Below are 21,535 nucleotides of genomic sequence, written 5' to 3' on the forward strand. Positions count from 1 at the left end.
CCATGTCGAACCTTGCTGCCTCCAAATCGCCCCTGAAAGTTTATTTGGCCACACCGCGCGGTTTTTGCGCCGGGGTTGATCGTGCCATTCAGATTGTTGAGCGCGCCATCGAACTTTATGGCGCACCGGTCTATGTGCGCCACGAAATCGTGCATAATAAGCATGTGGTTGACCGGCTGAAAGCCTTGGGCGCGGTGTTCGTCAAGGAACTGGATCAGTGCCCGACTGATCGCCCCGTGGTATTTTCGGCTCATGGCGTACCTAAATCAGTGCCCGCCGCCGCCCAGAACCGCAAGATGTTCTTTCTCGACGCCACCTGTCCGCTGGTGTCCAAGGTCCATGTCGAGGCTGAACGCCACCACCGTGAGGGGCGCGAAATTATCCTGATCGGTCACGCCGGCCACCCCGAAGTCGTCGGCACTATGGGACAGCTTCCGGACGGCGTGGTTCGCCTGATAGAAACCGCCGACGAAGCCCGCGTGTTCACGCCGGTTGATCCGAAAAATCTGGCATTTGTCACCCAGACGACCCTGTCGGTCGATGATACCTCTGAGATTGTCGGCATCCTAAAAAGCCGGTTTCCCGACATTGCCGTACCCCACAAAGAAGATATCTGCTACGCCACCACCAACCGGCAGGACGCCGTCAAAAACGTCAGCGCCGATTGCGATCTGTTTCTGGTGATCGGCTCCAAGGCGTCGTCCAACTCCCAGCGCCTTGTGGAGGTCGCCCTACGCGGCGGCGCCAGGGCCGCCCACCTGATCGACGACGCCAGCCACATAGACTGGTCGTGGTTTGAGGGGGTTAAAACCGTGGGCGTATCGGCGGGGGCGTCAGCTCCTGAAAACCTGATCTCCGACCTGATCAGGGCCATTGGCGATGTCTATGACGCCGAGGTGATCGAAAGCAATGGCGTACAGGAGACGGTGACCTTCAAACTGCCGCGCGTGCTCACTGAAGTCTGATGAAAAAAGTCACGATCTATACCGACGGGGCCTGCAAGGGTAATCCGGGCAAGGGCGGCTGGGGCGCTGTGCTGATGTTCGGCCCGCACGAAAAAGACCTCTATGGCTATGAAGCCGAGACCACCAACAACCGCATGGAGTTGATGGCGGTGATCATGGCGCTGGAGACCCTGAAAGAGCCCTGCGAAATCGAGCTTCACGCCGACAGCCAGTACGTCCTTAAGGGCATCAAGGAATGGATTCACGGCTGGAAGGCACGCGGCTGGAAAACCGCTGACAAAAAGCCGGTCAAGAACGAAGATCTTTGGAAGCGCCTCGATGCCGCCCGCCAGCGCCACAAAATCCACTGGCACTGGGTCAAGGGCCACGCCGGTCATGAATATAATGAACGCGCCGACCAGTTAGCCAATCGCGGGATCATAGAGGCGGCAAGGGAGCAAGCTCCCTTGACCCGTTAGTTGGTGAAGACTGTCAAGATGGTTCTCTATATTCTCCTCCCTACGCTTGCGTGGGGAGCGGGGCGGCCCGTGCCGTGGCTGAGAGCGAAGCGATCAGACGGAGGGGGATTGGCACTCAAAGTGGAGTGCCTCTCTACGCTAAGCAGCTTTATAAAATGAGAGAATTCTTCGCTAGAAATCGAAGATGTCCATGATGCCTTCGAGTTTGGATTTCTTTTTGCGCTTATTGCCGTATTTATCGACGTAATAGTCGTCGTCTTTTTTGTAATACTTGTCCTTACCGTAGTGCTCGCGGCGGCGGTAATCATCGTCGTCATCGCGGTAACGCGGCTGCTCATAGCGCGGCTCCGGTTGACGATACTGGGGTTGAGGCTGTTGCGGCGGCGGATTATCCCGATAGGCCCGCTGCTCCTGCGGGGCCGGAGCCGCCTCATCACCCCCGCGGGCCAGTTCCAGCAGTTTGTCCAGTTCCCCGCGATCCAGCCACACACCCCGGCATTGAGTGCAGACATCAATCAGAATCCCTTCACGCAAAACTTCGCGAAACGCACTCTGGCAGACGGGACAGCGTAGATCGGACATTATGAAAAACCCTTTTTGAACTTGGCATATCTATTTGAGATTGGGTCTCAAACCGATATGTCAAGGCGGCAGGTCGCTAAATCTCGGCCATATCGGCCTTAAATCTCTGCCAATTGGCGATATAGTGCGCCGCCGATCCTTTAAGCCCCTCTATCTGTCCTGGTGTCAGTTCGCGCACTACCCGCGCCGGCTGCCCCAGCAGCAGCACCCCGTCGGGATAGACCTTGCCTTCCGGCACCAGCGCCCCGGCCCCGACGATCGAGTTTTTGCCGATCACGGCACGATTGAGCACCACCGCACCTATCCCAATCAAGCTGTTATCCCCGATCGTGCAGCCGTGCAGCATGACCTTATGACCGATCGTTACCCCCTCACCTATGCTCAAAGGCGAGCCGGGGTCGGAATGCAGCACTGATCCGTCCTGAACATTGGTGCGCGCCCTGATGATGAGCGGCTCATTATCGGCCCGCACCACAGCATTAAACCAGATGCTGACATCTTCCCCCACATGGACATCGCCAATCACCTGAGCGCCCGGCGCCACCCAAAAGCGCTGATTATCCGGTAACTTAGGGGATTTATCACCCAGACGATACAGGCCCATTTCGGCATCCCCTTACAGTGTGGCAAAAACTATCCACAGCCTTTGATCTTTCGCGCACGCAATAAAATTAACTTCCCGGTAACGAGACTCAGCGAATCTGTTAGCGTGAGTGTACGACGTTAGAACAACGCCCGGCAGTTTGGTTTACCATAGGCCATCTGCGACTAAAGACCCAAAATGTTCCTGTCTTTTGACTGAGGTTCTCAAAGTGGCTTTTAAGGTTGCGTCATCTGTCAGCCCCCCGATCTCCGCCCCGGCGGCACTTGGGTCTGACTCGCGCTTCACGCCGCCGCCCGCACCACCACCCACTGCGTATGAGGCCCGTGACTTTCACACCGCCTCGCCCTCCTCCCTGATACATTTGCCGCAGACGAGCCTTTTCGGGTCTCGTCTTTTTTTATGCCCTTAAAGGAGCCATGATTATGACCAAGCGCACTGCCAAACGTTTCTTACGCGAAGGCCAGTTGGATACGGAAGCTTTTGCCACCCCTGATGCAAAAGTCCGCCGTATCCATGTCAATCATGGTAGCTGGTCGCCTATGGGGGCCAACGAGGACCGTGATCAGTCCTATGTCAAAACCATCAAGCCCAAGTCGGACGGTCAGGCCGCCCTCATCAGCGCTATTGATGAAAAGAATCTGGTGCTGGCGCTCGGCCCCGCAGGCACGGGTAAGACCTATCTGGCCATAGCAAAAGCAGTCGAAGCGCTTGAGGCCGGTCAGGTCGGTCGGATCGTCCTGTCACGGCCGGCGGTCGATGCCGGTGAATCGATCGGCTATCTGCCGGGAGACATGGAAGACAAGTTGGCGCCGTACCTGCGTCCCCTCTATGACGCCCTGACCGACCGCCTCAGCATGAAGCGCGTCAAGGCCCTGATGCAGGAAGGGCTGATCGAGATCGCCCCCGTCGGGTTCATGCGCGGGCGTACCCTCAACAATGCCTTTGTGGTCATAGATGAAGCCCAGAACTGCACCTATACCCAGCTTAAGATGCTACTGACCCGTCTGGGCTGGAACTCAACGATGGTCGTGACCGGCGATCCGCAGCAGTCCGACCTGCTGCCCGGCCTGTCAGGACTGGCCGATGTCGCTGATAAGTTCGAGGCGGTTGAGACCATTAAGGTTGTGCGTCTGGCTGATCGCGATATCGTCCGCCATCCACTGGTCGCCCAGATGCTTGGCGTACTCTGAGTTTATAAAAACAAAGTTGCGTACCCATTTAAGCGGCCGGTCATTCCGGCCGCTTTTTTATGTAGACAGCACAGCAGAAACAACAGCGCCCGACCGGGCGTCGGCGATCGTTCGCCGCCCCCGCGGAGCGGTGAGCAAACCGCGCGCCAATCTTGGCGTGCTGCGAACATAAGCGTGAGCATAACAGGAGCGAAGCGACTAGCGCCATTGAGGCGCGCAGCCCGCGCGGCGCCAAGGCGAACGAAGGTGAGCTGAGCGCAAAACCAAAGAGCATTTCGGCTTTGCCGAAATGGTGCGGGCGGCCGGACTCGAACCGGCATGGGATTGCTCCCGACGGATTTTAAGTCCGTTGCGTCTACCGATTCCGCCACGCCCGCTTAAAACCAGCGGCCCTTATACTTAAGGGGCATGGCGGCGTCGAGACTAAATGCGCGTCAAATGGATAAAGCGGGAAAGGTTTGCCGAGATTATCAACACGTTCTCTGTTCTTGGCCCCGATCTTGGCCCAAATTGCGGCTACTTAGGGTTCGGCGCGAAGGTGACGCTGGTATTGGCGATCATCCAGACCGTAGCGGCCCAGGCGGCGACATTCTGATCCATTTTTTTCGGGTCGATGCGATCAAGCACATCATCGACCGTGTGGTGGACATCGAAATAATCTGTGCCGTTTTGCTGAAGGCTGAATACGGGGACTCCCTTGGTTTTCAAAGGCCCGGTGTCCGGCCCGCCGCCGGTAGAGTCTGCGCGATCGGCATAGATATTCAAGGGAAACAACACATTGCCGAGTGTCGCTTTAAATGTCTCATCACTGGCTTTGGGCAGGTTGAGGCTATAGACGACATCGGCACCGAAATCGGATTCGGCGGCGGCGATGTGGGTTTCACCTGATCCGGCAATCGCATATTTTTCAGCATAGGCCACAGCCCCCGACAGGCCCTTATCGTTTGGTTGGGAAACCTCTTCGGAACCCCAGAACACGACGCGGACGGTGCGTTCAGGGCGCATTTTGTTATCAATCATGACCTTGGCCGCCGCCATAGTGATGGCCACACCGGCCCCGTCATCGATCGCCCCGGTGCCCAGATCCCAGCTATCGAGGTGCCCGCCGATGGTGATGATCTCGCTTGGGCGAGTCCGGCCTTTGATTTCAGCGACAACGTTCTGTGACGTGCCATTGCCCAGAAATTTAGGTGTCGACAGTAGTTTCAGCCGCAGCGGCCCGGCCTTGCCTTCGCGTTGCAGCTTCAGCAAGCGCTCAAATTGCTCGGCATCGGGGGGGGAAATCGCCAGCGCCGGCAGGCCCTCGTCCCCTAAGAACCGAGTCGCACCGGTGTGCGCAAAGCGGTGATCTTCGGTGCCTAATGAGCGCATGACGTAGCCGATCGCGCCACGTGCCTTGGCCGATTCCGGCCCCTGACGACGCATGGAGCCTGAACCTACGCCATAGCCGACACCGGTTTGGGTACGCACCGTCGGTTGCAGAATAACGACAATCTTACCCCTCAGATCAGCGGTTGAGGTCGTGAAATCCTGATAGGTCTCAAAAATAGCCGCTTCGCCCGTAACGCCTTCGGGCGGCGTCGCCCCCGATCCGCCCAGCGCCGTGACTACCATTTTTTGGGCGAACGGGCCGGTGATCTCCAGCCCTTCGGCGCCGCGCTCCCACAGCGCTAGCGGGAACGTATCGATGCGGACAGTGTCAAAGCCCATTTTTTTGAGTTCTTCGGCGGCCCAGACCGCCGAATTGCGCTCAGACTCAGACCCTGCCGGACGGGCGCCAAACCGGGTCGTCAGTTGCGAGACAAATTCATAGGCCTCATTAGATTTCAGCGCCGCATCGCGCAGTTTGGCCGCCTCGACTTCGGGCGCCAGCTTGATATCAGGCCTTACCTGTTCCACCTTTTTGGCCTTGCTCTGCGCCACCACAGGCGATGCGGCCATAGCGATCAAAGATAGCCCCATCAGGGCCGACACACACACAGTTTTCGTTCTCATCGTCACTCTCAAATAGGTTTTACGCTGTAATTTCTTCAAACGTTGCTTCGGGGAAGCGCAGTTTTGCCTTGTCCACCACATCATTCATCCCCGCAATCAGACGATCAAACGCTTCATCCAGACTGTCCTTATTACGCCCGCGGATCACCAGTTGCGTGCCGAACGCGTCGGGGAACATGCCGTAGGGATAGCTGCCGAGGCTAAGATCGCTGTAAGCCCTGTCAAGTTCTGTCAGTATATCGGCGGCCAGACTTTCCGGCACATAGTGAGCCTTGAGCGTGCGCGACAAAACCTGACGGCCCTGACGCAGGCGGTGCGGCAGATCATTCAGCATTCCCGCCATGATGCGCGGCACACCAGCCATGACAAAGACATTGTCAAGCTGAAACCCCGGTGCCCCCGATACCGGATTAAGGATCAAACTGGCCCCTTCCGGTACGCGCGCCATACGGCGGCTGTTGACATTGAGCTTATCCAGCCCGCCATAGCGGTCGATCAGTACCTGTAAGGCATCGGCCCGCTCGGCAATCGGCAGTCCAAACGCCTTGGCGACACAATCGGCGGTAATATCATCATGGGTCGGGCCAATGCCGCCGGTCGTGAACACATAGTCGTACTCAGTCCGCAAAGCGTTTAGGGTACGCACCACCTGGGCTTCATCGTCATGAACCATGCGCACTTCCATCAGGTCGATCCCCAACGATCCTAAAAACTTGGCGATGGTGTTGACATTGGTGTCCTGCGTCCGCCCCGACAGGATTTCATCGCCAATGATAACAATAGCCGCCGTCGGATTGGCATCATGGATTGAATTTTGGGCATTGACCGTCATGCGCCGGGCTCCTTATGGACGTATGAACCATACAGGAAATACGTGTCGATCATGTCATCGGGCCACATACAAACTACCCCTTTTGAACATCGCGTGGATGGGCTCATAAAAGGGCGATTGGTGTCAAGATACAAACGCTTCTTTGCCGACATAAGGCTGGAATCGGGCGAGATCGTCACCGCCCATTGCCCTAATCCGGGCAAGATGTTGGGGCTTTTGGTTGAGGATACGCCCGCCCTGATTACCGAATCAAAGAACCCGAAGGCCAAGCTGAAATACCGGCTGGAGGCCCTGAAAGAAGGTGATCAATGGGTGGGTGTCAATACCGGCTGGCCTAATATGCTGATCAAGGAAGCGATTATCGCGGGACTTGTTTCGTCTTTGAGCGGCTATCCGGTTATCCGGCCCGAAGTCAGGTATGGCCACAATTCCCGCATCGACCTTAAGCTGGAGGATCATCCGTCATTTGCCGACGCCTATGTCGAGGTGAAAAACGTCCACTTGTCGCGCACATCGGGTCTGGCAGAATTTCCTGATTGCGTGACCGAGCGCGGTGCCAAACACCTTTATGAACTGATCGATATGGTCGCCGCCGGATACCGTGCGGTCGTCGTCTTTTGTGTTCAGCGCGACGATGTTGATCGCTTTGATGCCTGCGCTGACCTTGATCCGAAATTCGCCGCCGCCTACCGCACCGCCCGTGCAGCGGGAGTGGAGATCATCGCCTTAAGCTTTGGTTTTGATGAAAACGGCCTCAGTTTTAAGCGAACGCTGGAAATCCTGTAGCCTCACGTCTATATTACGCCCATGACCACAGATTCAGATTACCTCGTCCGCTCCCAGTCGATCCGCATCCATACGGCGGAAGACTTCGAAGGCATGCGCAAGGCTGGCCGGCTGGCCGCCGATTGCCTTGATATGCTCATCCCCTATGTGGTGCCGGGGGTGAAGACGTCGTACCTTGATGATCTGGCGCGTCAGTTCATTTTTGACCACGGTGCCCTGCCCGCCTGCGTCTACTATCGCGGCTATTATCATACGGTCTGCATCTCACCGAACCATATCGTCTGCCACGGCATTCCGGGTGAAAAGACGCTTAAGGAAGGTGACATCGTCAATATTGACGTAACCGCCATTGTCGATGGCTGGCACGGCGATACCTCGCGCATGTATGAGGTCGGCCAAGTGAATTCCAAGGCCAAACGTCTGGTCGATATCACCTATGAATCCCTGCGTCTGGGGCTGGAGCAGATTAAGCCCGGCAACACCTTTGGCGATATCGCTGCGGCTATTCAAAAATATGCCGAGGCGCAGCGCTGCTCGGTCGTACGCGATTTCTGCGGCCACGGTGTTGGTCAAATTTTCCACGACAATCCCAATGTTCTGCACTTTGGTAAGGCGGGCACCGGCCCCAAGCTGGAAGAAGGCATGTTCTTCACCGTCGAGCCGATGATCAACCTCGGTAAGCCCGACGTGAAGGTGCTGAACGACGGCTGGACCGCGGTGACCCGCGACAAGTCCCTGACCGCCCAGTGTGAGCACAGTGTCGGCGTCACCAAGGACGGGGTTGAGCTTTTCACCGCCTCACGCACCGATCAATTCCGCCCCATACCCGTGCTTTAAATCCGATGGCTGAGGGGGAAGCCAATCTTGATCCGGCAAGCCCAAATCACGGCGGCCACCGCAATCGCTTACGGGACAGGGCGCGCAAGGCCGGGGTGTCTACCCTGCCTGATTATGAACTATTGGAACTGTTCCTGTTCCGCTCAATCCCTCAACGCGACGTCAAACCGCTGGCCAAGGCGCTGATTGCCCGCTTTGGCAGCTTACCGGCGGCCCTATCGGCGCCGATTGAGGACATGCTTCAGGTATCTTCGCTCGACAATGCCGGTCGGGCGTTGAAAATAACACCGGAAATCGCGCTGGATCTGCAACTGATGTTTGAAGCCACGCGCCGGCTGTTGGCTGAACCGTTGAAACGCACCACCGTTTTGTCATCATGGTCGCAACTGATCGCGTACCTGCGGGTGACACTGGCCTATGAGCCGCGTGAGCAGTTTCGCATTATTTTCCTCGATAAAAAGAACCAGCTTATCGCCGATGAGATCATGGGCCACGGCACCGTCGACCATGCCCCCGCCTATCCGCGCGAAGTCATGCGCCGCGCCTTGGAACTGTCGGCCAGTAATGTGATCTTAGTCCACAACCACTGTTTGGATTACCTAACGCGGACGTTCTTACCCATTGATAGCATTAATTTTTTTCGCTTGAGGATGGTAAGGGTGTAGAAGCATACTTTGGCACCGTGAGGCGGTAATTTTTTGGGCTATCGATCCCAATTAACATCGCGTCTCGGGAAATTGATCCCAGTGAAATCGAGGTGATCGCGGTGCCATATCTAACCAATCTACAGATCGTCCACGCCATCAAGCGGGTGGCCCAAACTGCAAAGCAGGAGAACCTTGTCGACGGCGAAGGTCGTGGGACTGGTCGTCTTCTTCTCTGCATCAAACTCATGCCATCGCGCGTTACGACCGATTGGATGGCGCAGCAGTACCGGGATGGCAAACGCGTAAAGCGCAAGATTGGCACATACCCGACAATGACACTTGCAGAAGCCCGCGAGGTATTCTCGCGGGACTATGCCAAGGTCATTGAAAAAGGTCAGAGCATAAAAATAGCAATGGACACTCGGGCGGGTTCGGTCGAAGACCTCTTCGCTGGGTACGTCTCGCATCTAAAAGAGGCGAACAAAACCTCTTGGTCGCAGATCGAGTACACACTTGGTAAGGTCGCCGTTCTGTTGGGAGCGAAGCGACCAGCACGAGACATCGAGGCCGAGGATATCATCGCAGCAATCCGGCCCATATATCTCCGTGGTAAGCGTTCAATGGCCGACCACGTAAGAAGTCATGTGCGGTCTGCCTATAGCTGGGGGCTCAAATCCGAGCACGACTATCGATCGACCTCTGCGCGAAGATTTCATCTAAAGGGCAATCCAGCCGCCACCATACCGACAGAGCCGAAAGTAGTTGGAAGCCGGTGGTTGAACGAGGACGAATTTGTGAGGCTGTTCCGCTGGCTCGAATGCCCGGACACCCCTGTTCATCCGCCTTACACTCGCGCGACGCGGGTCATCATGCTGACGGGCCAGCGGGTTGAAGAAATTGCGCGGTTGCACATTTCGCAATGGGATAGCTCCGAGCGCATCATTGATTGGTCCAAAACGAAGAACAACCGACCTCACGCGATCCCGGTGCCTCCCCTCGCCGCAGAATTGCTTGACGACATAATCCCGAACGAATTCGGCTGGCTATTTCCTTCGCAGTTCGACCCATCGCGCCCTGTGACAGCAGGTACACTTTACAGCTTCACTTGGCGTCAGCGGGAACGTGGTGTCATCCCATATGCGTCGAACCGAGATCTACGACGGACTTGGAAAACCTTGGCAGGGAAAGCGGGCATATCGAAGGAAATTCGGGACCGAATCCAAAATCACGCTCTCCAGGACGTGAGTTCGAAAAACTACGACCGGTGGACGTACATGCCTGAAAAGCGGAAAGCTATGGACGTCTGGAATGCGTTTGTCGTTGATATGCTTAGACAGCCACCTCAGTCGCCTATGGAGCCCCTTGACAATGAGCTTAGCCCAAACATGGTCCAATTGATCGATTTCGACGAAGCGAGGTCCCGCCTTCGGTGACATCTCCACGGTCAAAATAGAGAACCAAGCCACCCATTTTCGGTTCTTTGTCCAGAGGAGTTACCAATGAAAAATTCCACAACCACCGCCCAGCACGACGAAAGAGGCTGCGGTGCTGTTCAGCCTCTCCCCCCAGACCTTCGAAAAATGCGCATAAGCGGTCGCGGCCCGGTCTACTCTAAAGTTTGCAAGCACTTACGCTACAGGCGCGCCGCGCTTGATACGTGGTTCGAGTCAGGATCACGTACCCGTATTTACGAAGATGGAGCCTGGCGTGCGCTAGAGACACTGGAGATTAGAATGCCAGAATATTTGCCGAAGTCAGATAACGTGAAACGTACGGGCATGAAGAAATGGAATTCCTGTGCAACCCGTATGCTGGCAAAAAGAGGAGATCGTCTTGCCGCATAAGAGACCCTATTTCAAAAAATATGTGTGGCAGACGATTCTCGTCGCCTGCCTGATCGGGGGCGCGGTCGTCCCTTTCGTTTCCAAACCCAATCCATGGTGGCTGTTGTTTGGCGTGGGAGCGATTGTCTTACACTTTCTAGCGCCCAAGAATTAGCCGTCGTCGGCGCCGTTGAGACGGACAACTGATAACCCGAAAAACGATGGACCCAATCCATAAATGTGTATGATATGGTTGGGATAGGAGAACAGATATGGCAATCGCGGTTGATATAGCAGACCGGCTCTACGATTACACTGACGAGGAAAAAGCGGCTGAAGCTGTAGCGTTGTTCCAATTGCAGAACAATTTGGATGACCACGCGTTGATCGCCTTGTGGGAAGACGAAAGGAATCCGAAACGCGTAGAATTGGAAAGATCCATTTTCGAGGCGGTCGATACCAATGGATCGGCCAAACGAGCCGAAGAAACCATTCCGGCGGGCATTTCTCTCGTGATCGAGACGGAGGGTGCCTAAGATCCGACGTCCGCTGGAAATCCTCCCAGGTCACAACTACTTCTGCAAGCCATCGGCCGCAATCGGCGAAAGCGTGGTCATATCGCTGACCTTCTGAAACTGACGCAGTATCTCCGGCTGGTGCAACCCTAAATATCGCACGATGCGAGCGTTTCCCAGAAGTGTACCAAGGTAGCCACGGGCCAGGGTCAGGTTTAGAACGTCCCTTCCATAGGTCTCCTCAACCAACCTGAACTCCCGCTGCAACCCCTCCATCTCGGATTCCATACGGGCCATCTGTGCGTCGTCGAGCCCCTTTATTTTCTTTGGTCGGTCAGGATGCACAAGATGCGCCTTCGGCGTGGCGGCGAGCAATGCCTTCGCATAAGTCGTCGTATATGTGTCGGCGTCATTCATGAGGGTCGCGGTTTCGATCTGACGCAAGGCTGTCATTTTCCTTAGAATGGGAAAGACCTTCGGTGCGACGAATTTGTCCTTCAGAAGGTCTGCGGCCTCCGGGCAAATACCCATAAGTAGATTTCGGATTTCAGCGATCTTGCGGATATCCAGGTTCAGTACCTCCGAAAGCTGCTCCTCCGGAACACCTTTGTCGATCGCCCGCCGGATCATCTTATGCTCTTGAATGGCGGGCATACGACTGAGCTGCTTGTTGTAGGTATAGGTTTCGTCGTCCAGAGCGATCAGGCACGTCACGGATTTCTCACCTAACTCCTTCAGGGCCATAATCCTTAGATGCCCATCCCGGATGAAATACCGGCCCGACTCCGCCGGACTTACCGCCGGCGGCTCGATCACACCAATAGAGCGGATGGAAGTAACGATCTGACGGTACTTGTGGGTCTTCAAAACCTTCGGATCGACCACTTTCGTCGGCATCAACTGATCGAGCGTCACGTCAATCGTACTGTCCTCGAAGCTCGCTCGTATTTCACGTGGTGGAAGCTTAGGTGGCTTTGGCGGCTTTCCTTTAGAAGGCATGACCACCGCCTCGCTCGGCCATCAGCGTGGCCAGCGGTTTAGGCAGGGTATCCAACCCCTCCGCCCTCAGTAGGGTGCAGAAATTTTCATCCTCCATCAATTCCCGTAGGGCTTCCGTGATGAACATTAACCGCGTGGCGACCAAATCGGCCTTACGAGTCATGACCCTTTTCCGGTCCACTTCCCGCTGAAACACTTTCATGACGTCCTGAACGGAAAGACTACGAGTACTCTGTTCGCGATTGGGGCGAGGCCCCTTTCGATAGGCCTTGCCCTGGTTTCTTCGCGTATCGATCAGGCGCTTCGCCATAAGCAGTCGCGTGCCCCGGAGTTGTTGTGTCTCGTAGGCCTCATGTAGGGCGCGCTGCTCATCAGCCGGATTTTCGGCTATTTTTACTGCCAAATAGACAGGAAGATGCCCGTTTTCGACGGCCGTCAGCAGACGCTCCTCCCCCTTCGACATCAGGTTCAGGACGCCATCTACATACTCAATGGAAAGGCCTGTCTTCTTCGCTATTTCCGCAGCCTTGTAACCCTGCCGCGACAGGATTTCGAGGCCTTGAAGCAGGTCGGCCGATCGGTGGTGGCGCCGAGCGAGATTCTCCACGAGACTCATGACGAGCGACTCCCGCTCGTCGGCTTCGATAATCATCGCCGGAATCTCGGTCTGCCCATAGGCCAGAAACGCTTCAAGACGCCCCTGCCCGCAGATCAGATCGTAATCTTTGCTCGACACCCCGGAGCGGCACGGTGTGACCATGATGGGCCGCTTCATGCCAACCTCGACCATGTTGGCCGCGATCTCATGGAATATTTTTTGATTTCGGCTCCGGGGATTCAAGATGTTTATGCGATCGATCTTTATCTTCGCGATTTGACCTTTCCGAATGCCCCGGCTCATGCCGCCACCGGTAGCTCGGCGCGTTCGGCGAGGCGGAAGAACGGCTCAAGCTCGTCGAATCGATAGGCTTCGAGCGCCAGAGGATTTCGGTCGGCAAATCTCAGAGCGGGCGCTTCAACGTCAAGGGCCGGGATGAGGTAGTAATCGAGGATATCCCGGTTATTAGCGCATAGACGCGCTACGATGGTGATGTCGGGCATGAGCCCGGCATCGAACCTGATTTTCCACTGATTGCGCCCGGAGGCGTTCCGACCACATCTTGAAATCACCAACGACGCCTTGATCTCGTCATTGACGATCAGGAAGTCCGTGCCCTCCTCCACACGGACCGCGCCTCCCAACCCGCGTATGCGCATCAGTACTTCCGCGATCACGTCCGGGTGCATTAGACGTATGTGCTTATTGTCGTCGATGAATGACAGGTCCCGGCCCGGGTCGTAACCGATCAGCCGATAGGCGCCTACCAGCCCCCCAAACCTGTAGGCGTAGGCGGCGCTGGACGGCATGCCATCCGTGTCGTCAATCAGAATGCCTGACAGCCAGCCCTGCCGTTCGTGCAACGCCTTTAAGCGATCAAGCATGTCAGCATCGCTGAACTTGCGATTCCGCTCCCGTATGATCCCTTGCGCTGTGTAGAAATATCTAGGCTCGACGACGGCCTGAAATACACCGTCGGCCCTCACCCACATTTCCGGACCGTTGGCTACTCGCCGCTTTTTAAGTTTGAATGACCGGCGATTGAAGACATTGTTGCCGATGTACTTTTCGTTCGTCAGAATGCCATGCACGACGCCTCGTGTCCACGGGCGTCCAAGGTCAGTGCAAATACTGCGCAGGTTCAGACGTGCCGCGATTTCGGATTCACGCAAGCCCTCTTCTGTGAAGGACTGATAGATCCATCTTACGATTTCCACTTCCTCGTCAGGGCCTGCCATAAGTATCACGCGGTCGGTCTGAAGGGATTTGTGCTCACCTCTTTTCAGCAAGCCCTTTATATTACGCTGTTCGTCCAGAAGGACGCGCCTCAGTCCGAATCCCGCAGGCCCGCCTTGCCGATAGCCCAGCTCGATCAGGCGGCATTGACCAGCGAACACCTTGCTCGAAAGCTCGCGGCTGTACTCGCCCGCCATGGCGCGCTTGACACCTTTGACGATCGTTGAGACCGGACTGCCGTCGTTCTCGAATTGCTCGGCGACATAGATGACGTCAATGCCCGCACGGCGACAAATGTACTCGTGAAACGCACTCTCGTCGGCATCCTGAAAGCGTCCCCAGCGCGTGACGTCCAAGACCAGGATAACATCAAAGCCCGGACTGCCTGCTTGCACGTCCTCTATCATTCGCTTCAGAGCGTCCCGCCCTTCCAGGCTCAGACCGCTTTTTCCCGCATCCTCGTAGATGCGGACAATGCGAATGCCATGCCGCGACGCGTATTCACGGATAGTATCCGCTTGGTTTTCGGTGGAATATTTTTGGTGATCCGTGGACATGCGTACGTACATCGCACCGCGTTTTTCGCCCGCCTCGCCACACTCACTTGTCATCGGGTCGTGCATCCTAGGGCTTCCCGTCTCTGACCTTGCCTTCTTGGCGATGGGGAGTTTAAATCGGAGGTCTCCATTTTGTCCCCGTTAAAAACAGGTCGACTTCTGGGCCGGAAAAAAGCCGCTGACGAGGTGCGCCGCATCGCCTCGACGGTATCGGATGCCCTCCGAGAGGACTTTGGCGACTCCCCCTCCGCCATCAAGCAAATCGGACGGATCACAGGCGCCAGTCTGAACACCATCGCGAATTGGTATCGCGCCCGAAACATGCCTTCTTCCAATCACTTATTGGTACTTGCTCGCAGTTCTCCGACCATACTGGTATTTGTCGTCAGAGAGATCGGCGGGGACGATCTTGTCGATGCCTTCGAAACCTTTTCCCGACGACGCACCTCCACTGAAGTAAGCTCTACACCGCCGTTTGTACGGTCAATCAACGTCTCAAATAATGGCACATTAAATGGCACAATAAGTCTAAACCGGCGTCAGACTTGGTTCGTGAGCGAACTCAGTAAGGGCCACGCCTGTGACGCAAGGAATATCGTCAACTACTGGAAAGTCTCTATTCGCACGGCCAGACGGGATCTGGCCGAACTTCTCCGCCATAAACGAATTCGGTACATAGGCGCCAAGCGCAAAGGCATGTATGAAATACAGGGGCTTGGTGGCTCTCCCTGACGGCCGGTCACTACCAGAAAACAGCGCATGTCTGGAATACACAAGCGAGAGATAAAACCGCAGATATACCCCAGACGCCTGCTGGATCGACTTGGCTATTGGTTCAAGCTGAGTTGGTGTGACCTTCCCGGAAGCCCAAATCTGGTCTTAGTGAAGTATAGGGTGGTGGGTTTTGTTGATGGATGCTTCTGGCATTTACATCCAGCCACGACGTGCCGCCTTGCACGGATGCCTAAATCGCGTATTCAGTTTGGGCAAACCAAATTCAAAGCGAATCGGGCGCGTGATGCGCGTGTGATCACTCAACTCGAATATCTTGTTGGGCGGTTATGGGTGATATGGAATGCGAAAGCAGAAATGAGGAGGAGATGGCGCCAGTCATCAACGCCTTTCTTAAAAAGGAGTGAGTAGTGCGAGCGATTGAATTGTTCGCCGGTGCGGGCGGCTTAGGCATGGGCGTCAGCCTTGCCGGCTTCAAGCCAGAGTTGGTGGTCGAATGGGATCGCTGGTGCTGCGACACGCTTCGTCAAAACCGTAAGCTAGAGAAATCCGTCATCCGATCTTGGCCTGAACCCATTGAGGGGGATGTCCGACGTGTCGATTTCAAGTCCTTTGAGGGAAAGCTCGATCTGGTTACGGGTGGACCGCCGTGTCAGCCCTTCTCGATTGGCGGACGACACATGGCGTATGACGATCATCGTGACATGTGGCCAGAAGCGGTAAGAGCGGTTCGGGAGACCCGCCCTCGCGCGTTCATCTTCGAGAACGTGAAGGGGCTCACGCGCGCCTCTTTCGCTACATATCTGGGCTATATCTTGCTTCAGTTACAATATCCTTCTTTGGCTCGCCAAGTAGACGAGAGCTGGCGAGACCATCAGGACCGCCTCCAACGCCATCACACCTCCGGCGGGCGGATTGAATATCGTGTAGTCCATCAGTTGGTGAATGCCGCAAATTACGGCGTGCCCCAAAAGCGCGAGCGGGTTGTATTCGTTGGGTTCGCGGAGGGTATTGATGCCAATTGGTGTTTTCCCCGTGAAACGCACTCCCTGGACGCCCTACTTTACGATCAATTCAAAACCGGCACCTACTGGGACCGGTTGAAGCTCGCGGTCAAGGATCGTGTGATCAACCCCTCCTTGGAATCACGTGCGGGACGTCTGCGCGAGCGCCCTGATGAATTGGCTTGGCGCACAGTTAGAGACGCTCTCGAAGGGCTGCCTGATCCCGAGCACGATAAGTCCGCGTCAGCAAAGATACTCAATCACCGCTTTCAAGCCGGAGCCCGCTCCTATGTGGGGCACACGGGAAGTTCGTTGGACGAACCTGCTAAAACCTTGAAGGCAGGCGTGCATGGTGTGCCCGGAGGCGAGAACATGCTTCGCCGCGCCGACGACAGCGTGCGGTATTTCACCATCCGCGAAAGCGCGCGTCTGCAAACCTTTCCGGATAACTTTGTCCTCCACGGAGCTTGGAGCGAGGCGATGCGCCAGCTCGGAAACGCGGTGCCGGTAACTTTGGCGGAAGTCGTCGCGCGATCCGTGCGCGATCACCTGCGCGCTCACGCGCCTTTTACGGGAAACGCATGACGTCGCCGTACAATCCTCTCGACAAACTCAATCTCGGCAAGTCGGTTGCCGAGGCGCTCCTGAATCAACCAGATCATCCGATGGCCGAAATCCCGCCCTTCGAGGGAGCTGGCATATACGTCATCTACTACAAAGGCGCATTTCCACTTTACGCACCCATTCGTGAAGCGAATGAGGAAGCTCTAAATTGGCCTATTTACATCGGTAAGGCTATTCCCAGCGGCGGTCGGCGTGGCGCGAATGTCTTCGGAACGTCCAAGGGGCGCTGGCTCGCCAACCGATTGTCGGAGCACAAAGACAGCATCGCGGCGGCAGAGGTGGGATCGGCTAGCAACATCAAGGTCGAGGACTTCCGGGTGAAGTACCTTATTGTAGATGACATCTGGATTCCTTTGGGTGAAAGCCTCCTAATCGCAACCTTCAAGCCCCTGTGGAATCGGGTGTTGGATGGTTTCGGCAACCATGATCCAGGTGCGGGCCGCTACAACGGCCTCCGCCCTTTGTGGGATGTCCTCCATCCGGGTCGCGGTTGGGCACTGAAATGCCGTGAACGACCAGAGGGGACCGAGGAAATCGGTCAGCGTGTGTCCGATTTCCTGGAGGAGCATCGGCCGCCCCGAGGGGGACACATGGTTTTTAATCCCTGACCATGATGAATAGATCCCTTCCTCAGCCATGAATCATGACGGTTGTCGTAAAACCTGTGTTTGGGTTTTGATCGACTCTAATAAAATCGATTTGAGGCTTGCCCGCGATGAAGGCTTCGACCTCAACCCCGGGATGCTTGTAGGTGTTTGGGCCGACGGCAACGATTGTATGTTCGAGGTTTGGATAGGCCTCGACCAGATCAGCATGAAAGCTAGGAGTGGCCCCATGGTGGGGAAGGCAAAGCTGACCAACCATGCTGCTGTACCGATGATAGTATTTGATCAGGCTATTGCGTCGCTTGGCGACGGACGCGTCATAGTCACCGGTCGAAATCCACGCCGGATTTAGCGCATTGCCTTCGAAGCTACCCAACTCCGCTGTGCTGAGATGATAGGTCTTGACCGGATGTATCGGGCCTGAGTAAAGTGCCATTGAATGAAGGTTATTGTCAGCTAGCGTTGCATCATAGCATTCGCGTAATTGCTCCCTGCCTGCAGGGGACCGGGCCAGGCCAGCGATTTCTGTCCGCGACTTCGTTCCGAACTTCTGGACGAGCTTGGCCTCAAACACTTTCATCTTTGCCTTGGACGGTCGAAAGGCAAACGGCGAGAGAACCCAGTTGACGACATTCCCCCCAACAACGATAGCTGCCGTTGCACGTGCCGGGACCTGCCGCGCTACAATCCGGGAGGATGTGCCCTCGGCAATGATCTGCCGTTCAGCAACCTTCGTTGGCCGCCGAGTCCACTCTAACTGCGCGCTGCCTGCCTTGAGGTCTCGACGTCCTTCACCGGAGGGGCTTGGATCAGTGGGGCCGTCTTCAAAACCCGGTCCGTCATCATCATCGGACGCGGCAGTCATGTATATGATTTCTTCGGTGCCGCGATCCATGAACCACTGTAGCGGATCACTCACAAGACTGATGAAATTGCCCGATATCGCCCCATCGTTAATGCCGCGCCCCAGATAAAACAGCCAGTCGGTGTCACTGAGGTAAGGAAGCACTACCGTCTTCGCCGGCGCCTTTAAAAGGAGTTCGTCAACGCCAGATACATGGTCCTTATCGAGGTGGGATAAGAAGAGCACATCAAGACGGCTACAGCTTACGGCGTTGATTTCCCTGGTCAGAGCATCGCTCTGATTCGAGCCACAGTCATATGCCCACGTAAAAATGAAATCGGCTGAGAAAACGTCTTGCGTGGTGTCGCGGGCAATTTCATGTATAGCGCCGAAATGGAACCCACCTTGACCCACGGGTCGCTGAGACTGCTCGAAGAAAAGGTACTCCATCATCATCTCCCTGATGCCTATTATTTTGCTTTTTGATTTGCGGACGTGACGATGCCACAGGACTACCAGGCCCCGTGGCAATGACGTAATCATTTTGGGTAGTTTCATCTTAGTCCCGCGACCTCCCCTTTGTCACAGCTATCCTCCAACGACCTTCTGCCTTTCCTATCCCGCTGCCCTGCCCCTACCACGCGCCCCCCTCATAATTCGAACAGGCAAGGCGGCTATGCGGAGGGGCTTAATTATGCATCTCGCGCCAAAACAAGCTGAGACAGAATTGACCCCTGGTTGGCAGGTAGCTGGGCTAGCAAAGCTTCCCAATCATCTTCGAAGTGATCGAACGGGCAGATCAACTGCTGCCCGAAAATAGGGCGACCGCCGTCTACGGCGATGGTGTAAAGCCAAAGTTCGCCGCCGATGCCTACACGTTCCATGCGTGGACGCTCCCTTTCGATCCTTTGTTGATGCAGGCAATATTCAACGAAGGATTGTATGTCGGCGATTCCTTCAAAGGCGGATGCGTCAGCCGGTGCCGGCTTCAATGCCATGCCGTAGCCCAGTTCCTCGCTTTCGAAATTCGAGGTGGACCGGTACGCAAAACCTCGAACTCGTCCCGCTTCCTTGTCGAACCCGAAGGTGTAGATAGTGCTAGTTGCATCAGGATGGAGTTTAGCTTCGTAATCGCTCCAAATCCCCCGCAACCTTTCAGGGGCATATTCAGCCAGGTGCACGATGTCGCGCGCGACTATATGCTCTTTGGCGGATATGAAAAAATCTGAGATTAGCGGTGCCAGACCGATGCCGGTGATCAGGCCATTTAGATGTGGCAAAACGAAGATTTTCGTCATGAAGTTCCGGGGACGCATATCGTCTGCATTCAGAACTAAGGTATCACTAAATATCGCCAGCGACTGCTCTGACATCTCCCAATTTATTAAGGTCATCGTCGCCCCCTCTCCCCAAAATTGTGCCGAGGATAACTACACCAATCTGACGCCTCTGGTTTGAGAATGAAAGGCGTAAATCCCTTTGAGGGGGCTGGTCTGATTTTTGAAACCACAGCCGGGAGAACACGACACTTACATTGATCGCATTTTTCCCACAACCGATACCACTATGGGAACGCCATCACTGGAAGATTTAGGTACTCTTTAGATAGGCTTTAGAGGTGATTTAAACGCCATCACAGATTGTAAAATTGCTACGTTGTGAGAGGCGGTTTATCGCAGTGCCCATTCAATCCCTTTCCGCTATTGATATGATGCACCTAGCGATAAGCAGGCCGCTACCCCGTGACCGTACCGCAATACTCCGTGAACACCTTGACGTTGTCCCGATAAGCCCGAGCCCTTGGTCCGGACCCGTTGTAGGCACGGATGGCCTCCCACAGAACACCTTTTTGAGCGATCAGCTTTTTATCCAGCACCATGGTGGCCTTCCTCAGACACGTATCAAAGCTGCGCCATTCCTTGTTCCGGAAGAACTTTTCATCAGTCTGTATGTGTTGAAGGTCGTATTGAAAGAGTCCATACCCTTTGTACACCCAAGCCTTGTCGCCATAGCCCTGCATACGGCGGGTCTTGTTTGCTTCCTCAATCAATTCGTTGGTAAACGCATCGCCATAGCGAACTCGGAACGCGTTGGTATTGACAGGGAACGCCGAACGCGAGGTGTCCGGAAAGTCGCCGCTGGCATCGTAGACCGCACGTTCAACGATCGTCTGAACCGAGTGTCTACCGATCCAAGGCACCCATTTGTACGCCGTCTCTTGACAGACAATCGCACACAAATGCTTCGCGCCATAAGCCTTGTTCGTCGTCGCCGCTTTGATCTGGTCGCCGAAATTTTGCATTAACCATTGGGCGCACTTGATTGCGGAACTTTTGGAAATTGGAAGAGATGGTGTTTCCGCCTCCGCTAAGGACGATGCAACAATAGCTTCTTCCGACGGGAGAATCTCAGCCATCGGCTCACCGATAATTTGAATTTTGGCTGTTCCAATCCGCGACATGACCTCATGCCTAAAGGCTTCGGGGGCGTGCTGTCGCAACGAATCAAGCATCGCAATTACCCGGTCGCGCGAGTCAAAGAAATTGATGGGATCATCAGGTCCGATTGCGGAGGTCGGATTCAGGCATCCAACGCTTGAAAGGTAAAGCTTGGGTGGATGAGCAGGGTGAATAAGGATGGCTGACCGTTTGCCAGTTGCCGCGAGCGCAATTGCCGGCATTGGATTCTCGCCAGACAAGGTACCATTCGCATACCCCGTCGAACGGTATTTGCCGAACTGCGTCCACAGTGGATAGCTACCGGCCTGAATGCGTTTGCCATTCCCAGGTTTCGAATTGTCGCCCGGTCCCAATCGTTCGCACATATAACCGCTAAGCCCGGGCACTACTACTCCGTCAATACAGACGTCATATTTTCCGTAAGTCCTGCTTTTTGTGGCGGTTGCCCTTTGCACACCGATCCGCTCAACGCGAAGCTCCCAGTTCGCCATCTCCAACTCTCCCTGAATACGGACTCACTGCATGCCACCATGATGAGTTCACCTAGAAAACTGCTCAGCGCGTTGAAGCCACTCGCCGATACCGACGATACCACTGCCAGCTTGGGTTGCATATTGGAAAATCCGTCACCTCAAGGCATGAT

General features: G+C 55.5%; 21 protein-coding genes, 1 tRNA gene and 1 pseudogene. 12 read left to right on the forward strand and 11 right to left on the reverse strand.

The window, feature by feature from the left end:
* Positions 1 to 2: 2 nt before the first annotated feature.
* Entirely contained in the window at positions 3 to 965 is a 963-nt protein-coding gene (gene ispH, locus PQU98_RS03200; protein ID WP_272743434.1) for a 4-hydroxy-3-methylbut-2-enyl diphosphate reductase, read from the forward strand.
* On the forward strand, positions 962 to 1,423 hold the full coding sequence (gene rnhA / locus PQU98_RS03205) for a ribonuclease HI (RefSeq protein ID WP_272744482.1): 462 nt from the start codon (positions 962 to 964) through the stop codon (positions 1,421 to 1,423). Before ispH ends, rnhA begins: the two co-directional genes overlap by 4 nt.
* Positions 1,424 to 1,594: 171 nt before the next feature.
* On the opposite strand, the gene PQU98_RS03210 is transcribed toward rnhA, so the two are convergent.
* Positions 1,595 to 2,005, reverse strand: coding sequence for a TFIIB-type zinc ribbon-containing protein (locus PQU98_RS03210; RefSeq protein ID WP_272743435.1), 411 nt, complete (start codon positions 2,003 to 2,005; stop codon positions 1,595 to 1,597).
* Positions 2,006 to 2,081: 76 nt separating this feature from the next.
* The gene (locus PQU98_RS03215; RefSeq protein WP_272743436.1) at positions 2,082 to 2,609 is read right to left on the reverse strand and encodes a gamma carbonic anhydrase family protein; all 528 of its coding nucleotides are present in this window, start codon (positions 2,607 to 2,609) and stop codon (positions 2,082 to 2,084) included.
* A 416-nt stretch (positions 2,610 to 3,025) separates the two neighbouring features.
* Between PQU98_RS03215 and PQU98_RS03220 the strand changes: the two genes are divergently transcribed.
* A complete protein-coding gene (locus PQU98_RS03220; RefSeq protein ID WP_272743437.1) occupies positions 3,026 to 3,799 on the forward strand; it encodes a PhoH family protein in 774 nt (257 codons plus the stop codon).
* A 290-nt stretch (positions 3,800 to 4,089) separates the two neighbouring features.
* On the opposite strand, the gene PQU98_RS03225 is transcribed toward PQU98_RS03220, so the two are convergent.
* The 3 genes from PQU98_RS03225 to PQU98_RS03235 all read right to left on the reverse strand — a co-directional run bounded on the left by PQU98_RS03225 (position 4,090) and on the right by PQU98_RS03235 (position 6,626).
* Positions 4,090 to 4,176, reverse strand: a tRNA-Leu gene (locus PQU98_RS03225).
* A 139-nt stretch (positions 4,177 to 4,315) separates the two neighbouring features.
* On the reverse strand, positions 4,316 to 5,794 hold the full coding sequence (locus PQU98_RS03230) for a M20/M25/M40 family metallo-hydrolase (RefSeq protein ID WP_272743438.1): 1,479 nt from the start codon (positions 5,792 to 5,794) through the stop codon (positions 4,316 to 4,318).
* A 19-nt stretch (positions 5,795 to 5,813) separates the two neighbouring features.
* Complete coding sequence (locus tag PQU98_RS03235) at positions 5,814 to 6,626, reverse strand: competence/damage-inducible protein A (protein ID WP_272743439.1); 813 nt, start codon at positions 6,624 to 6,626, stop codon at positions 5,814 to 5,816.
* A 51-nt stretch (positions 6,627 to 6,677) separates the two neighbouring features.
* Here PQU98_RS03235 and sfsA point away from each other — a divergent pair, with 51 nt between their 5' ends.
* The 5 genes from sfsA to PQU98_RS03260 all read left to right on the forward strand — a co-directional run bounded on the left by sfsA (position 6,678) and on the right by PQU98_RS03260 (position 11,255).
* The gene (gene sfsA / locus PQU98_RS03240; protein ID WP_272743440.1) at positions 6,678 to 7,412 is read left to right on the forward strand and encodes a DNA/RNA nuclease SfsA; all 735 of its coding nucleotides are present in this window, start codon (positions 6,678 to 6,680) and stop codon (positions 7,410 to 7,412) included.
* Between the two features lie 21 nt (positions 7,413 to 7,433).
* The gene (gene map, locus PQU98_RS03245) at positions 7,434 to 8,249 is read left to right on the forward strand and encodes a type I methionyl aminopeptidase (protein WP_272743441.1); all 816 of its coding nucleotides are present in this window, start codon (positions 7,434 to 7,436) and stop codon (positions 8,247 to 8,249) included.
* A 5-nt stretch (positions 8,250 to 8,254) separates the two neighbouring features.
* Positions 8,255 to 8,914, forward strand: a complete 660-nt coding sequence (locus PQU98_RS03250) for a JAB domain-containing protein (protein ID WP_272743442.1) — start codon at positions 8,255 to 8,257, stop codon at positions 8,912 to 8,914.
* Positions 8,915 to 9,006: 92 nt separating this feature from the next.
* The gene (locus tag PQU98_RS03255; protein WP_272743443.1) at positions 9,007 to 10,329 is read left to right on the forward strand and encodes a tyrosine-type recombinase/integrase; all 1,323 of its coding nucleotides are present in this window, start codon (positions 9,007 to 9,009) and stop codon (positions 10,327 to 10,329) included.
* Positions 10,330 to 10,991: 662 nt separating this feature from the next.
* Positions 10,992 to 11,255 carry a hypothetical protein gene (locus PQU98_RS03260; RefSeq protein WP_272743444.1) on the forward strand — a complete coding sequence of 88 codons (264 nt, stop codon included), beginning with the start codon at positions 10,992 to 10,994 and terminating at the stop codon, positions 11,253 to 11,255.
* Positions 11,256 to 11,291: 36 nt separating this feature from the next.
* Here PQU98_RS03260 and PQU98_RS03265 read toward each other — a convergent pair whose 3' ends face one another.
* From PQU98_RS03265 to PQU98_RS03275, 3 genes are read right to left on the reverse strand one after another with little or no spacing between them, the layout of a single operon-like run.
* Positions 11,292 to 12,233, reverse strand: coding sequence for a plasmid partitioning protein RepB C-terminal domain-containing protein (locus PQU98_RS03265; RefSeq protein ID WP_272743445.1), 942 nt, complete (start codon positions 12,231 to 12,233; stop codon positions 11,292 to 11,294).
* Positions 12,223 to 13,134: a plasmid partitioning protein RepB C-terminal domain-containing protein gene (locus PQU98_RS03270; protein ID WP_272743446.1), complete on the reverse strand. Its 912-nt coding sequence runs from the start codon at positions 13,132 to 13,134 to the stop codon at positions 12,223 to 12,225. Before PQU98_RS03270 ends, PQU98_RS03265 begins: the two co-directional genes overlap by 11 nt.
* On the reverse strand, positions 13,131 to 14,690 hold the full coding sequence (locus tag PQU98_RS03275) for a recombinase family protein (RefSeq protein ID WP_272743447.1): 1,560 nt from the start codon (positions 14,688 to 14,690) through the stop codon (positions 13,131 to 13,133). Before PQU98_RS03275 ends, PQU98_RS03270 begins: the two co-directional genes overlap by 4 nt.
* A 66-nt stretch (positions 14,691 to 14,756) precedes the next feature.
* Here PQU98_RS03275 and PQU98_RS03280 point away from each other — a divergent pair, with 66 nt between their 5' ends.
* The 4 genes and pseudogenes from PQU98_RS03280 to PQU98_RS03290 all read left to right on the forward strand — a co-directional run bounded on the left by PQU98_RS03280 (position 14,757) and on the right by PQU98_RS03290 (position 17,592).
* Entirely contained in the window at positions 14,757 to 15,356 is a 600-nt protein-coding gene (locus PQU98_RS03280; protein WP_272743448.1) for a hypothetical protein, read from the forward strand.
* A 24-nt stretch (positions 15,357 to 15,380) separates the two neighbouring features.
* Positions 15,381 to 15,767 (forward strand): annotated as a pseudogene (locus PQU98_RS17000) (hypothetical protein); the annotation flags it as partial.
* Positions 15,767 to 16,945, forward strand: a complete 1,179-nt coding sequence (locus PQU98_RS03285) for a DNA cytosine methyltransferase (RefSeq protein ID WP_272743449.1) — start codon at positions 15,767 to 15,769, stop codon at positions 16,943 to 16,945. The pseudogene PQU98_RS17000 and the gene PQU98_RS03285, both read left to right, overlap by 1 nt.
* Positions 16,942 to 17,592 carry an Eco29kI family restriction endonuclease gene (locus PQU98_RS03290; protein WP_272743450.1) on the forward strand — a complete coding sequence of 217 codons (651 nt, stop codon included), beginning with the start codon at positions 16,942 to 16,944 and terminating at the stop codon, positions 17,590 to 17,592. The genes PQU98_RS03285 and PQU98_RS03290 overlap by 4 nt, the downstream gene beginning before the upstream one ends.
* A gap of 22 nt (positions 17,593 to 17,614) precedes the next feature.
* Here the strand turns inward: PQU98_RS03290 and PQU98_RS03295 are convergent, their stop codons facing one another.
* From PQU98_RS03295 to PQU98_RS03305, 3 genes are all read right to left on the reverse strand, one after another.
* Entirely contained in the window at positions 17,615 to 18,991 is a 1,377-nt protein-coding gene (locus PQU98_RS03295; protein ID WP_272743451.1) for a ComEC/Rec2 family competence protein, read from the reverse strand.
* 134 nt (positions 18,992 to 19,125) lie between these two features.
* Complete coding sequence (locus PQU98_RS03300; RefSeq protein ID WP_272743452.1) at positions 19,126 to 19,827, reverse strand: hypothetical protein; 702 nt, start codon at positions 19,825 to 19,827, stop codon at positions 19,126 to 19,128.
* A 341-nt stretch (positions 19,828 to 20,168) separates the two neighbouring features.
* Positions 20,169 to 21,383 carry a lysozyme family protein gene (locus tag PQU98_RS03305; protein WP_272743453.1) on the reverse strand — a complete coding sequence of 405 codons (1,215 nt, stop codon included), beginning with the start codon at positions 21,381 to 21,383 and terminating at the stop codon, positions 20,169 to 20,171.
* Positions 21,384 to 21,535 lie beyond the last annotated feature (152 nt).

Origin of the sequence: Asticcacaulis machinosus, assembly GCF_028550435.1 — a bacterium.
In the GTDB taxonomy this organism is placed as follows: domain Bacteria; phylum Pseudomonadota; class Alphaproteobacteria; order Caulobacterales; family Caulobacteraceae; genus Asticcacaulis; species Asticcacaulis machinosus.